Annotated in this window: 16 protein-coding genes; 1 reads left to right on the top strand and 15 read right to left on the bottom strand. The window is 51.4% G+C overall.

Annotation, left to right across the window (positions count from 1 at the left end; all coding sequences use genetic code 11):
* Positions 1 to 158 precede the first annotated feature (158 nt).
* From ABD892_RS24685 to ABD892_RS24740, 12 genes are all read right to left on the bottom strand, one after another.
* Positions 159 to 935, bottom strand: coding sequence for a TatD family hydrolase (locus tag ABD892_RS24685; RefSeq protein WP_345198958.1), 777 nt, complete (start codon positions 933 to 935; stop codon positions 159 to 161).
* A gap of 7 nt (positions 936 to 942) precedes the next feature.
* Complete coding sequence (locus ABD892_RS24690; protein WP_425559355.1) at positions 943 to 1,320, bottom strand: PilZ domain-containing protein; 378 nt, start codon at positions 1,318 to 1,320, stop codon at positions 943 to 945.
* A gap of 36 nt (positions 1,321 to 1,356) precedes the next feature.
* A complete protein-coding gene (locus tag ABD892_RS24695) occupies positions 1,357 to 2,367 on the bottom strand; it encodes a DNA polymerase III subunit delta' (protein WP_345198959.1) in 1,011 nt (336 codons plus the stop codon).
* Positions 2,354 to 3,004 carry a dTMP kinase gene (gene tmk, locus ABD892_RS24700; RefSeq protein WP_345198961.1) on the bottom strand — a complete coding sequence of 217 codons (651 nt, stop codon included), beginning with the start codon at positions 3,002 to 3,004 and terminating at the stop codon, positions 2,354 to 2,356. Before tmk ends, ABD892_RS24695 begins: the two co-directional genes overlap by 14 nt.
* 9 nt (positions 3,005 to 3,013) lie before the next feature.
* The gene (gene mltG, locus ABD892_RS24705; protein ID WP_345198962.1) at positions 3,014 to 4,075 is read right to left on the bottom strand and encodes an endolytic transglycosylase MltG; all 1,062 of its coding nucleotides are present in this window, start codon (positions 4,073 to 4,075) and stop codon (positions 3,014 to 3,016) included.
* On the bottom strand, positions 4,068 to 4,889 hold the full coding sequence (gene pabC, locus ABD892_RS24710) for an aminodeoxychorismate lyase (RefSeq protein WP_345198964.1): 822 nt from the start codon (positions 4,887 to 4,889) through the stop codon (positions 4,068 to 4,070). The genes mltG and pabC overlap by 8 nt, the downstream gene beginning before the upstream one ends.
* A 170-nt stretch (positions 4,890 to 5,059) precedes the next feature.
* Positions 5,060 to 5,293, bottom strand: a complete 234-nt coding sequence (acpP, locus tag ABD892_RS24715) for an acyl carrier protein (RefSeq protein WP_211830445.1) — start codon at positions 5,291 to 5,293, stop codon at positions 5,060 to 5,062.
* Positions 5,294 to 5,445: 152 nt separating this feature from the next.
* On the bottom strand, positions 5,446 to 6,189 hold the full coding sequence (gene fabG, locus ABD892_RS24720; protein ID WP_345198965.1) for a 3-oxoacyl-ACP reductase FabG: 744 nt from the start codon (positions 6,187 to 6,189) through the stop codon (positions 5,446 to 5,448).
* A 31-nt stretch (positions 6,190 to 6,220) separates the two neighbouring features.
* On the bottom strand, positions 6,221 to 7,153 hold the full coding sequence (fabD, locus tag ABD892_RS24725; protein WP_345198966.1) for an ACP S-malonyltransferase: 933 nt from the start codon (positions 7,151 to 7,153) through the stop codon (positions 6,221 to 6,223).
* A 136-nt stretch (positions 7,154 to 7,289) separates the two neighbouring features.
* Positions 7,290 to 8,303 (bottom strand): phosphate acyltransferase PlsX, encoded by a 1,014-nt coding sequence (gene plsX, locus ABD892_RS24730; RefSeq protein WP_345198967.1) that lies wholly within the window; start codon positions 8,301 to 8,303, stop codon positions 7,290 to 7,292.
* Between the two features lie 6 nt (positions 8,304 to 8,309).
* Positions 8,310 to 8,492: a 50S ribosomal protein L32 gene (rpmF, locus tag ABD892_RS24735; protein WP_211830453.1), complete on the bottom strand. Its 183-nt coding sequence runs from the start codon at positions 8,490 to 8,492 to the stop codon at positions 8,310 to 8,312.
* A gap of 21 nt (positions 8,493 to 8,513) precedes the next feature.
* Positions 8,514 to 9,050, bottom strand: coding sequence for a YceD family protein (locus tag ABD892_RS24740; protein ID WP_345198969.1), 537 nt, complete (start codon positions 9,048 to 9,050; stop codon positions 8,514 to 8,516).
* A 143-nt stretch (positions 9,051 to 9,193) separates the two neighbouring features.
* On the opposite strand from ABD892_RS24740, the gene ABD892_RS24745 reads away from it, so the two are divergent.
* Positions 9,194 to 9,784 (top strand): Maf family protein, encoded by a 591-nt coding sequence (locus ABD892_RS24745; RefSeq protein ID WP_345198971.1) that lies wholly within the window; start codon positions 9,194 to 9,196, stop codon positions 9,782 to 9,784.
* 48 nt (positions 9,785 to 9,832) lie between these two features.
* Here ABD892_RS24745 and ABD892_RS24750 read toward each other — a convergent pair whose 3' ends face one another.
* The 3 genes from ABD892_RS24750 to rluC all read right to left on the bottom strand — a co-directional run bounded on the left by ABD892_RS24750 (position 9,833) and on the right by rluC (position 12,575).
* Positions 9,833 to 10,807: a S49 family peptidase gene (locus tag ABD892_RS24750; RefSeq protein ID WP_345198972.1), complete on the bottom strand. Its 975-nt coding sequence runs from the start codon at positions 10,805 to 10,807 to the stop codon at positions 9,833 to 9,835.
* Between the two features lie 79 nt (positions 10,808 to 10,886).
* Complete coding sequence (locus ABD892_RS24755; RefSeq protein ID WP_345198974.1) at positions 10,887 to 11,540, bottom strand: HAD family hydrolase; 654 nt, start codon at positions 11,538 to 11,540, stop codon at positions 10,887 to 10,889.
* Between the two features lie 72 nt (positions 11,541 to 11,612).
* A complete protein-coding gene (gene rluC / locus ABD892_RS24760; protein ID WP_345198975.1) occupies positions 11,613 to 12,575 on the bottom strand; it encodes a 23S rRNA pseudouridine(955/2504/2580) synthase RluC in 963 nt (320 codons plus the stop codon).
* Positions 12,576 to 12,628: the final 53 nt, after the last annotated feature.

Genomic DNA, 12,628 nt, shown 5'->3' on the forward strand with positions numbered 1-12,628 from the left:
GCTCGTTTCATCCTGTGGATAATTCGGCGTTTGACGACCGGGTCGCTGGGAAGCTGACCGCAACAGGAGGCGCATTATAGGGAACAGAGATGCATTCACAATAGGTATGAACACGCAGAACGGAATTTAAAGCAATGTCTTAAATGAAATAAAGCAGCTTATTGAGCTGCTTTATTAAAGAGGGTAAAGAAGTTATTTGTCGTATGCTCGGCCAGAGTTTCGACTGAGACGCCTTTCAAATCGGCTATAAACTTTCCAACTTCCGGCACATATTTCGGCTCATTGGATTTACCGCGAAAAGGAACCGGTGCAAGGTAAGGAGAATCTGTTTCAACCAATATCCGATCCAGCGGTACTTTACGGGCAACCTCTCGTAGCTCATCAGCATTCTTGAATGTCACAATACCTGAAAACGAGATGTAGAAATTCATGTCAATGGCTTTTTTAGCCATATCCCAACTTTCCGTAAAGCAATGCATGACGCCTGCAGACTCTCTCGAACCATGAGAAGCAATCAGACTCAGCGTATCTTCACGGGCATCACGGGTATGAACAATGATCGGTAACTGCTGTTCAGCAGCGGCGGTCAACTGCACGGCAAACCACTCCTGCTGCTGTTGCTTGCGATCTTTAATGTAGTAATAGTCCAGCCCTGTTTCACCAATCGCCACGACCTTGGGATGATCAGACAGCTGCTTTAATGTCTCAACAGTCGGCGCCTGACCATCCAGATCCAGCGGATGAACGCCCACTGACGCCCAGACATTATCAAAACGGGTCATATCGAGCACAGACTGAAAATGTTCCAGATCGATACAAACGGACAGTATTCCACTGACCCCGTTAGCAAAGGCAATCTCAACAGCTTTGCTGACATCGCCTTCGTAAGGATCAAGCTTGAGACGATCAAGATGACAATGTGAATCTATAAACATACCTGAACTACATCGTACTGGTGGGGCGATCCGACGTTACCGAACCGGCCAGATAGGCTTCTATCTTGGTTCGCGCCACCTCATTAGCTTCTGTGAATTGGACACCAATACCGGGGTTACGGTTCCCCTGGGAACCTGGCGGTGTAATCCAGACCACCTTACCCGGCACAGGAATCTTCTCCGTCTCATCCATCAGGGAAAGACGGAGGAAAACCTCGGCCCCCATCGGATATTTCTTGTTGGTCGGAATAAACAGGCCACCATTCACCAGGAATGGCATGTAGGACTCGTATAAGACTGCTTTATCCTTGATCGAAACCGACAGAATACTGCCTTTAGCCATACCTACCATAATGCCCCCTCTCCCCTGCTCCGGCGTATTCATCTGAAAACTACCGAAACTCGCGCGTGATTATTCTTGTCATCCCTGTTTCATTGTAAGCTGCAACCAGCGAAATAGCACCGCTTCCATGAGCAGCTGCCGATTCAGATTGACCTGTCCACTTAAACGGCTTTTCTGCTGCAACAACCAGGCATGAAACACCAGCAACCGCTTGGCTCCGGCCTTTTTTGCAATATAGGACAGCATTTTGGCCATAGATTGAGAACGGATACAGGCATCATCCGATGTTGATACATAACCGGCCATTTCCGCAGACCAACCTGCCAACCATTCCAGCACAATGACGGGCTCAAAATCCTGCCATGCCAGCGCGACTTCGACAGGCGCTACCTCTCCACGTGTTACAGCGCCAAGGTCTTTCTGCATGCGTGCGAGCTGCTTTTCCAGACCATCCTCAAGATAAGTACGCGCGCCAAGAGGGCAACCACCGGATAGCGTCAAGAGATTTTGCGCCTGCTCTGCATCATCACATAACGGCATAAGCCAATTTAGGGCATCCTGCTCATCAGGCTTATCAAATGCCAGCAACTGGCAACGGCTACGGATTGTAGGAAGAATCGCTGAGATCTGATGGCTGACCAACATCAAGAGCGTGTTGTCACCCGGCTCTTCCAGGCATTTCAATAATGCATTCGCCGCATTGGTATTCATGCTTTCAGCGGGACTGAGTACCACTACCCTATAACCGCCCTGCTGAGCCGTCTTGGCTGAGAACTCAATCAATGCGCGAATCTGATCAACCCGTATCCCCTTTCCTGAGGATTCAGGCTCTATCAGCAGAAAATCCGGATGCGTTCCCGCAAGATTCAACTGGCAACTACGACAATGGCCACAAGACCGACCATCAGCCTTATCCTGGCATAGCACATAACGCCCAAACGCCTGGGCGAAATCCAGCTTTCCGATACCAGCAGCTCCTCGCATCAGGTAGGCGTGTGCCAGCCTTCCGTCAGCGAAACGCTCGGTCATCTGACGCCACTGAACATCCTGCCAGGCATAAGGCTCGAATAGCGATTTATTCTCCTGCATAGGCCGACAACCTGTTCTGAAGAATCACACCAATATCTGCCTGAACGCCCTCCAAGGACTGCGAGGCATCGACGATTGCATATTGATTCTCAAACATTGCTGCTCTTTCCAGATAACCTTCACGAACACGCTCAAAAAACGTCATGGCTTCCTGCTCAAAACGATCCAAATCACCCCGCTGATTAACCCTTGCCATACCAGCTGCTACGGGCAGGTCCAGCAATAGCGTAAGATCCGGCCGCAATGAGCCCTGCACCAAACCTTCAAGCGTGGCAATATCGGTTTTATTGAGCCCTCGCCCAGCCCCTTGATAGGCATAGGTTGCATCCGTGAAACGGTCACATAACACCACCTTGCCCGCCTGCAGTGCAGGAATAATCACCTGATCCAGATGCTGAGCCCTTGCCGCAAACACCAATAAAAGCTCTGCCTTTTCCGCAATGGCCTCATCCGTTTTAGCCAATAATAGTTCTCGGATGTTTTCCGCTAATGGCGTACCACCCGGTTCACGGGTATGGACAAACTCAACGTTGTGCGTCGTTAACCATTCCTTGATGTAGGCGATATTCGTCGTTTTACCGGCGCCTTCACCACCTTCAACGGTCATGAAAAAACCGGGATATTGTCTGTCAGACATGCTTGCACCTTACTCCGTGGTGACCAGGGGCGAGCTGCGATACCCCTTGCGTCGTGTTAACTGGTACTTCTTGACTGCCGCATTATGCTCAGCCAGTGTTCTGGAGAATTTGTGAGAGCCATCGCCACGGGCAACGAAATAGAACGTATTGCCCGCCTCCGGATGCAATGCGGCACGAATCGACTCACGCCCCGCCAAAGCGATAGGAGTAGGCGGCAGCCCCTTAATTCTGTAGGTGTTATAAGGCGAATAGGTTCTCAAATGCTTCCGGGTCAGGTTCCCCTGGTAGGCTTCACCCAAACCATAGATCACTGACGGATCCGTCTGCAATCGCATCCCCTTCTGCAAACGACGAACAAAGACACCGGCAATCTGCCCTCTTTCTTCGGGAACGCCGGTTTCACGTTCTATCAATGATGCCATGATTAACGCCTCATACGGCGACTGATAAGGCAGATCCGATGCTTTTCTGGCCCACTCTTTGGCCAACACTTCCTGCATACGCAAATAAGCACGTCGTAGTATAGAAGTATCAGTATCACCGGCTTCAAAATAGTAGGTATCAGGGAAGAACATGCCTTCCGCCGAAGCATCTGAAAACTCCAGTTTTTTCAGTATTTCCTGGCCATTCAGACCGGTCAGCTCAAACACCAGTTTTTTGTTCTCTGACAGCATGGCCAGATTTTCTGCCAGTGTTCGCCCTTCGATCAGGGTTGCACTATGGAGTATGACCCGTCCGGACGTTAACAGTTCCAGCAGCCCGGCGACCGTAGTTTCGGGTTTAACCAGATACTCACCGGCTCTCAATCCGGTATCTTCACCTATCACCCGGGCATAGAGCCTGAAAACATCCGGCAGACGCAAAATACCCCGCTCTTCGAGCCGACGACTGACCCGGCTGAACGATTCCCCGGCATTCACCACAAAGACCGTGCCTTCTTCCAGCGTATTCACGGGCTCATCCAGATAAGCCTGCAACCAGCGCCATGATAGAAGCACCAACAAAGCGGCTGCCAGCAGCATCAGCAGTACATAAAACAAAGGCTTTCGAGGCACATTATTTTCAGACATTCAACATCCCAGAAACGGCAGACTGCACACGCCGTGTAACAGGCCCTGGCGCCCACCGCATATCAGCATAAGCGACAACAGGCCACACACCATTCACACTATTACAGACAAATACCTCGGACACTTGATGCAATGCATCCGGCACGATATCACAAACCTGCGTTTTGATTCCGTATTGAGGCATATTATCCAGAATCCATTGCCTCATGACACCTGCCACGCCGGACATTTTCAAATCCGGCGTAGATAACCCCTCTGACGTCACCAGAAACAGGTTCGTCATCGTTCCTTCAATCAGGTTGCCATTCAGATCCTTTAGAAGCCCTTCGGCATAGCGAGAATCGTCCCACTCCGATCGCGCCACCACCTGCTCCAGACGATTGAGATGCTTGATGCCCGCCAGTGATGGCTGCAAACCAAGCTCCGTCGCACAGGCATAGAGCGTAATCCCGTCTTGCCAATACGCAGCTGGATATTCAGGAAGATCATGCCATGAAAGAATACATCGACTGCGACAACCTTTCGGGCTGTAGCCGCGCCCACCACTTCCTCTAGTGACAATCATTTTGAGGATGCCCGACGCTCGTTCTGCAAGAAAACGTGAAACAGTCTGCTGCAAAAATACAATATCAGTATCGATTCCAAGCCGATGACAGGAGTCCTGCAAGCGATTCCAATGATAGTCATCCAAGGTCATTTGACCGGACACAACTTTCACTGTTTCAAAAACCCCGTCACCGTATGCGAGACCACGATCACCCGATGGAACGACTGAACAAGGCTCACCATCAACCCATACATTAGCCGTGATCATGAACGATTCTCCCTGCCAATCATGACGGATTGATACCACAAATTGACTGAAGAGTGGACTGGACGTCTTTCAGCAGCACAGAAATAAACACGCAAAAGAAAAAAGGCAGATATAGAAAAGCCGCACTCACAAGATTGCCAGTGCGGCTTTTTCAGAAATTCTTACAGGAATTACTGGTGGGAAACGACGTAGTCGATAGCTTCCTGCACGGTAGTAATCTTTTCTGCTTCCTCGTCAGGAATTTCAGTCTCGAACTCTTCCTCGAGCGCCATGACGAGTTCTACAGTGTCCAAAGAATCCGCGCCCAGATCTTCGACGAAGGACGCATCATTGGTCACTTCCTCTTCTTTCACGCCAAGCTGTTCGCAAACAATCTTTTTGACGCGCTCTTCAATGGTACTCATGCCTTGTTGTGCTCCTGTTAACATTCCATGCAGCCTCAGCTGCGAAAAGTAAGTTTATATAAACGATTGCGAGAATTTCAAGGCCACTCAACGAGTATTTATCGCAATCAGACCGACCACTGACCGCAGTCGTCGGTATCAATCAGTGGGCATTAGCCCATATACATGCCACCGTTGACATGTATGGTTTCACCTGTGATGTAGCCACCTGCATCACCGGCAAGGAAAGCAACCACACCGGCAATCTCTTCCGGCTGCCCCAGGCGCGCCAGGGGAACCTGAGTCAACAGCATGTCACGCTGCTCGTCCGGCAGGGAACGTGTCATGTCGGTATCAATAAATCCTGGAGCCACAGCGTTGACTGTAATCTGTCGACTGCCCAACTCACGCGCCAGTGAACGTGAAAAACCTTCCAACCCCGCTTTCGCGGCGGCATAGTTCGACTGGCCCGCATTACCCATGGAACCGACCACGGAACTGATATTGATGATCCGACCCTCACGGGCTTTGGTCATACCACGAACACAGGCCTTGCTGAGACGATAAATGGATCCGAGATTGGTGTTAATGACGGAATCCCATTCGTCGTCCTTCATTCGCATAAGGATGTTATCACGAGTAATGCCGGCATTATTAACCAGAATTATCGGAGCACCAAATTCTTCAGTCACCGCTTTGACGACAGCCGTCACTGAATCATTGTCTGCCACATCCAGACATAAGCCACGACCACGGATACCCGCTTCTGCCAGTGCCTGAGAAATTGCCTCGGCACCAGCCTCGGTAGTCGCCGTACCGACAACAATGGCACCTTCAGCACCGAGCCGCATAGCGATAGCACGGCCGATTCCACGACTCGCGCCGGTCACCAGCGCCACTTTATCCGTTAAAGCCATATAAACCTCTTGGTCCCGAATTTATCCATGATCAGGAAGACAGTTCAGCATAAGCGGCAGCTGATTCAAGTGAAGTGTATGCCTGTGAACGCTCAATACGCTTACCCAGACCGGACAGCACATTACCCGGACCACACTCATACAAACGGGTAACCCCGGAGTCCGCCATCAGGCGAATGGTCTCAACCCAGCGCACAGGGCTATAAAGCTGGCGTACCAGGTTCTCACGAATCAGCTCAACATCATCGACAACCTGCGCCGTCACGTTTTGAACAACAGGAACGATTGGCGCACTGAAAGTCACATCTGCCAAATCTTCTGACAGCCGTTCTGCAGCAGGCTTCATCAACGCGCAATGAGAAGGAACACTGACCGGCAAGGGTATCACCTTACGCGCACCCGCTTCAGAAAAAGCAGCGACGGACTGCTCAACGGCCACCTTGCTGCCTGCAACAACGACCTGACCGGGCGCGTTGAAATTCACAGCTTCAAGGACTTCACCGGTCTGTGCTGCGACCTCGCTGCAGACTCGCACCACCTCTTCATCCGCCAAACCAAGGACTGCCGCCATGCCACCGATACCAGCAGGCACAGCTTCCTGCATATAGCGTCCACGGTTGCGAACCAGTTTCAAAGCATCAGCAAAGGAGATCACCCCGGCACAAACCAGTGCAGAATATTCGCCCAGACTGTGTCCTGCCATCATGGCTGGCACACCTTCCCGCTCGGCCCAAAGGCGCCATAGTGCAACACTGGACGCCAGCAAGGCAGGCTGCGTATGCTCCGTCTGATTCAGCATGTCGGCAGGACCTTCGGCAATCATTTGCCCCAGATCGTAACCAAGCACCTCAGACGCTTCAGAGAAGGTAGCGTTAATCACATCACTGCTGGCAGCCACTTCCGCCAACATCCCTACCTTTTGCGATCCCTGGCCGGGAAAAACCACCGCGAACTTGTCACTCATTATTGCTTACGCCACTCTGCCTCATGGACACCTGTCGAATTGGGCCATTATAAGGAATGATTTCCATCCAACCGTTAAAATATGTTGCACAACCATTACCGGCTGGTAACAACAGTCAAAAATATGACCGAAGCGATCAGAAATAGGATTCAAGCTTGTCATTAATGCGGTAGATGGCATTACGCTCAACTTCCATGACCGCTCGCTCCAGGGCATAGCCAAACTCGCGCTGATCAGCGCCACCATGACTTTTCACAACCACACCCTGCAACCCCAGGAAACTGGCGCCATTAAAACGACTGGGATCAATCTGTCGCACCATATGGCGAACAAACGGTAACGCCAGGTAGCTATAGAGTTTACGCCAGCCGGTCAAGCCAGTACCCTGCCGCATCACATGACTGATATAAGAAGATGCACCTTCTCCAGCCTTCAGGGCCACATTGCCGGGGAATCCGTCACAGACCACCAGATCCACAGTGCCGCGGAAAATATCATGCCCTTCGACAAAACCCTGATAATTCAGTCCGGGATTTGCAAGTATCAATTCCTGCGCCAATCTGACGCGTTCATCACCCTTGATATCTTCCTGCCCGACATTTAACAGCCCGATCGTCGGCGCAGTGATACCGATGACTTCCGACAACATCAGCGAACCCAGCACCGCAAACTGATACAGATGCTCGGAGTTGCAATCCACATTGGCACCGAGATCCAACATGAACGTATCACGACCAATAGAAGGTATCTGACCAATAATGGCGGGACGATCAATGCCCGGGTGCGTCTTCAGAAGGAAGCGTCCCATCGCCATTAAAGCGCCAGTATTGCCGGCACTTACACAGGCCTGAGCAACGCCCATAGACACTTGCTCCAGCGCACGCCACATGGAAGAATTTTGTTTCCTGCGTAACGCCAGGGAAGGACGATCATCCATGGTGACCACCTGGTCAGCATGAACCACGGTGATACGTGAACGCAGCTCTGTCGCGCTGCCAGTAAGAGAATCTCGGATAAAGTGTCGGTCGCCGACAAGAATGAAGTGGAGACCTGGATGGATGGACAAACAATCCAGCGCTGCAGCAATACGAAAGCGGGGACTTCTGTCCCCGCTCATCACATCCAGCGCAATCGTCTTTTGCTGGCTCAAGACGACTTATTCGTCGTTCTTGCCGGCAACGACTTTCTTGCCACGGTAGAAACCGTCTGCAGTCACGTGGTGACGACGGTGGGTTTCGCCGCTGGCTGCATCAACGGACAGGGCGGAAGTGCCCAGCGCGTCGTGAGAACGACGCATATCGCGCCGTGAACGGGTTTTGCGGTTCTGCTGAACTGCCATGAGTTAACTCTCCTGAATGGATTAATCGCCAGTCTTTAACTGTGCCAGCACACTGAACGGGTTAGGCTTGTCCTGCGTTTCTTCAGCAACGTCTTCACTGTAATCAGGATCCGTACTGAAGACCTGCCCGGCATGACACTGCGCATTCTCGTGATAAGCCACCAGGGGAACACTCAGCAGCAGCTCGTCTTCAACCAGCTGACGCAGATCCGTGGTGTCATCCTCAAGAATTAACGGGTCAACATCCTTCGGCAGGGCCTTCGCCTGCTCTTCGGACCAGACAACCGCCAGATTAAGTCCAGTCCGAATTTTAACATTTACAACATCAAGGCATCGCTGGCAGAGCATCGGCAACTCGGCCTCCAGTTCACCGGCAATCCTGGGACGACGATTCTCATCCAGGGAAAACGCCAGTGACAAGGCCACCTCCGCGTCCTCGCCAGCCAGCATATCCGCCAGCCGGTCAAGTTCTCTGACCGCAATGCGACCGGCAAGTTCCGTCTCATTCTGAGCAAACTTGCGCGGTGTGATGTGTTTTGGTAACTGCCCATTTAACATAAGCGCGCAATGATAGGGCCATGCTCAATGCCTGTCAAAGGGCTTCAAACGCTTTTGCGGAATATCATTAACCTCAGCCGCTCGCGCTCAAGACTACGGAACGATACACTGACCACCTTCCGCAACCAACTTCCTACCGAATTATGCCGGCAACAGCACAACCTCTCATCCTGGCCTCAGGCTCAATCTACCGACGCAGACTACTGGAGCGACTACAGCTTTCCTTCTTATGGCACGCGCCTGACATCTGCGAACAAAGACAATCGGATGAATCCCCCCAAAAGATGGCCGAGCGCTTAAGCCTGAACAAAGCAACTGCCTGCAGCAACCAATACCCTGATGCATTGATTATCGGATCAGATCAGGTAGCCGTATTGGACAAACAGATTCTAGGCAAACCCAAAACAACGGAAAAAGCCTTTGAACAGCTGAGCCTGTGCAGCGGAAAAACCGTGCAATTCCTGACAGGCCTGTGCCTTCTGGATTCTGCGACAGGAAAGCATCAATCAACGGTAATACCCTTTCACGTAACATTCAGGGAATTGAGCAATGATGAGATCACACGTTATGTAAAGAAAGATCTACCACTGGATTGCGCCGGCAGTTTCAAATGGGAATCACTGGGAATTTCGCTCTTTGAATCACTATCCGGAGATGATCCAACCGCACTGGAAGGACTGCCACTGATCGCATTAACCAAAATGCTTAGAAATCAGCAGCTACAACTACCATAATGCATATCGAAGGCCTGCCCACCGGCTGACCTTCGATACTGAGCAACGCTAGCGAACGCTCAGACCGTCCAGCCCAAGCACATTGACCATGGTATGCATGGCCCCCATACCCAACTGACGGGCAAACCGCTCAAAGGGTGTCAATTGCGGCGTAAAATCCACAATCATTTCTTCACCGACCAATTCCCGAGCCACATAACTTGAGCTACCCAAACCATCAACCAAGCCCAAATCTTCCGCCTGCTCACCTGACCAAATCAAGCCAGAGTAAAGCAGCGGATCATCACTCAGACGATCACCACGCCCCAGCTTGACGCTATCAATGAACTGTTGATGGATTGAAGCCACGGTAGACTTGATATGCTCTGCAGCCACAGGATCTTCTGGCTGGAACGGATCAGAAAAGCCCTTAAAGTCACCTGACTTATAGAAGCGGCGGGTTACACCCACTTTTTCCATCACACCGTCCAGACCAAAGCTGGCCATATAGGCACCAATTGAACCTACCAGACTGGCCTTGTCTGCATATACCTCATCCGCTGCTGATGCAATATAGTAAGCGCCCGACGCCCCGATATCGACAATAACGGCGTACACCTTGAGATCACTGCGATCCGCCTTCAAGCGGCGAATCTCGTCATAGACATAGCCAGACTGGACAGGACTGCCACCAGGACTATTGATGCGCAGAATGATTCCTTTCACATTCGGATCATCAAACGCCTCTCTCAGACCACCCACAATATTATCCGCACTGGCCTGCTCACCTGATGCAATCACGCCATCAATCTCAATCAGCGCCGTATAACCTTCACCCTTTCCCGCCGGAGCCGGCACCATGGAACGTGATGACATAAACAGGCTACCCACCACGGCAAACAACCATAGCAGCGTCATCAACTTAAAGAAGACCCCCCAGCGGCGGGCTCGCCGTTGCTCTACCAGCGCACCTGACAAGAGCTTTTCAATCAAGCGCCGATCCTCACTGGACGACGCATTGCCCCCCCACTCTTTATCCGACATATAGCTCCTCAAGCACCATCAACGATCAATCACACAATGCCAGCGGGAAACAGCATTTCACACCAGCACCCTTTCATCATTACAGCAGAGAATCTGAAATATCACTGACCCGTTCGGCGATACATACCGGCCCAAAGGATGCCAGGCGCTCACGATCATGCACCCCCCATGTTACGGCTAACCGATCAATCCCGGCATTCACTGCCATTTCCATATCGTAAATACTATCGCCAATCATCAGCACTTCTTCTGGCTGACAACGTACTTCCGCCATCAACTGATTAAGCATCATAGGATCGGGCTTGGAACGCGTTTCGTCAGCACAGCGTGTCGCATGGAACAAACAACCCATGTCACGCGTTTCCAACTCTCGAACCAACCCCTTGCGGGACTTACCCGTTGCCACCGCCAAGGCATAACCTTTGCATTGAAGCAAACTCAAAATATCCGGAACACCAGAAAAGAACGGGGAAGGCTCATGACTCCTGCCCAAAAACTCATCACGATAAGCATCACGAAACACATGAATATCCGATTCGGGCAAATCAGGATATAGCTGCCTGATCGCTTCAAACATCCCCAAACCGATGATATTGCTGTATTCACGATCCGACAGGAGCGGCAGACGTACATTTTGGGACGCGTGTCGAAGACACTCCACGATACGCTCCGCCGAATCCACCAAAGTGCCATCCCAGTCAAAGACAACCAACTTATAGGGTAGAACTTCCATCACACTCATCCCTGCATCTAGAGTTATTCGTCTTTTATTGACTCACGCAAGATAATCAGATCTGCAGGGCACTTAGCCCCGCAGCTGTTGTAACCCTTCGCACAAATCTTCTGGCAAAGGCGCCTCAAACACCATTTCACGCCGATCAGGCAACTGTACCTTCAAACGGGCCGCGTGAAGAAACAATCGGCGAACACCTTGCCGCTTCATGGTTTTATTAACTTCATCATCACCATATTTTTCATCCCCGATAATGGGGCAGCCAACATGCCGGGAATGTACGCGAATCTGATGGGTTCGCCCTGTCTCAAGACGAGCCTCTACTAATGTGCATCCATCCAGCCTCTCAAGCACCTGAAAATGGGTAACGGAGGTTTTACCCTCGGGATGAACCACAACAATCCGCTCACCGGAACGCAAGGTATTCTTCAGCAAGGGCGCCTTAACTGTCTGGCGCCTGTTTGGCCAGCGACCTGTGACCAATAACTGATAGATTTTTTCTGTTTTACCGGACTGCATCTGCAAATGCAGGTGCTTCAGCATGCTGCGCTTCTTGGCAATCAAAAGACAACCTGAAGTGTCACGATCCAGACGATGCACCAATTCCAGAAAACGACTCTCCGGACGCATGGCGCGCAGCGCCTCGATAACACCCAAAGACACGCCGCTACCGCCATGCACCGCCATACCGCTTGGCTTGTTTACCACCAACAGGGCATCGTCTTCATACATAATGCTCTGCTCAATGGCTCCACTCATGCCGGCACTGGGCGAAGGCGTGGGTGCTTTTTCTGCCATGCGGACCGGTGGAATACGCACATTATCACCGGCCGCCAAACGGTAATCGGCCGTGACACGCCCTTTGTTGACCCGCACTTCACCCTTACGAATAATCCGGTATATACGCGTCTTCGGCACCCCTTTAAGGTGCAGCTTCAGGAAATTATCGAGTCGTTGCCCGGCTCGCTCGCTATCTACCTCAACGAAACGTACCCGGACATCAACTACTGGAGATATAGGCTGTTCATTACTCATGCGGCCATCTTATCAGCTTTCAGGTCATTTGCTGCACTCGGGAATTGCTGATA

The organism is Kistimonas scapharcae (assembly GCF_039540975.1).
GTDB lineage: Bacteria > Pseudomonadota > Gammaproteobacteria > Pseudomonadales > Endozoicomonadaceae > Kistimonas > Kistimonas scapharcae.

Excerpts from the sequence above, each read along its gene's own strand:
- fabG (WP_345198965.1), bottom strand. The coding sequence starts at position 6,189 with ATGGCTTTAACGGATAAAGTGGCGCTGGTGACCGGCGCGAGTCGTGGA.
- rpmF (WP_211830453.1), bottom strand. The coding sequence starts at position 8,492 with ATGGCAGTTCAGCAGAACCGCAAAACCCGTTCACGGCGCGATATGCGT.
- ABD892_RS24690 (WP_425559355.1), bottom strand. The coding sequence starts at position 1,320 with ATGAATACGCCGGAGCAGGGGAGAGGGGGCATTATGGTAGGTATGGCT.
- pabC (WP_345198964.1), bottom strand. The coding sequence starts at position 4,889 with ATGATCACGGCTAATGTATGGGTTGATGGTGAGCCTTGTTCAGTCGTT.
- fabD (WP_345198966.1), bottom strand. The coding sequence starts at position 7,153 with ATGAGTGACAAGTTCGCGGTGGTTTTTCCCGGCCAGGGATCGCAAAAG.
- ABD892_RS24695 (WP_345198959.1), bottom strand. The coding sequence starts at position 2,367 with ATGCAGGAGAATAAATCGCTATTCGAGCCTTATGCCTGGCAGGATGTT.
- rluC (WP_345198975.1), bottom strand. The coding sequence starts at position 12,575 with ATGAGTAATGAACAGCCTATATCTCCAGTAGTTGATGTCCGGGTACGT.
- ABD892_RS24750 (WP_345198972.1), bottom strand. The coding sequence starts at position 10,807 with ATGTCGGATAAAGAGTGGGGGGGCAATGCGTCGTCCAGTGAGGATCGG.
- ABD892_RS24685 (WP_345198958.1), bottom strand. The coding sequence starts at position 935 with ATGTTTATAGATTCACATTGTCATCTTGATCGTCTCAAGCTTGATCCT.
- acpP (WP_211830445.1), bottom strand. The coding sequence starts at position 5,293 with ATGAGTACCATTGAAGAGCGCGTCAAAAAGATTGTTTGCGAACAGCTT.
- tmk (WP_345198961.1), bottom strand. The coding sequence starts at position 3,004 with ATGTCTGACAGACAATATCCCGGTTTTTTCATGACCGTTGAAGGTGGT.
- mltG (WP_345198962.1), bottom strand. The coding sequence starts at position 4,075 with ATGTCTGAAAATAATGTGCCTCGAAAGCCTTTGTTTTATGTACTGCTG.
- ABD892_RS24740 (WP_345198969.1), bottom strand. The coding sequence starts at position 9,050 with ATGTTAAATGGGCAGTTACCAAAACACATCACACCGCGCAAGTTTGCT.
- ABD892_RS24745 (WP_345198971.1), top strand. The coding sequence starts at position 9,194 with ATGCCGGCAACAGCACAACCTCTCATCCTGGCCTCAGGCTCAATCTAC.
- ABD892_RS24755 (WP_345198974.1), bottom strand. The coding sequence starts at position 11,540 with ATGGAAGTTCTACCCTATAAGTTGGTTGTCTTTGACTGGGATGGCACT.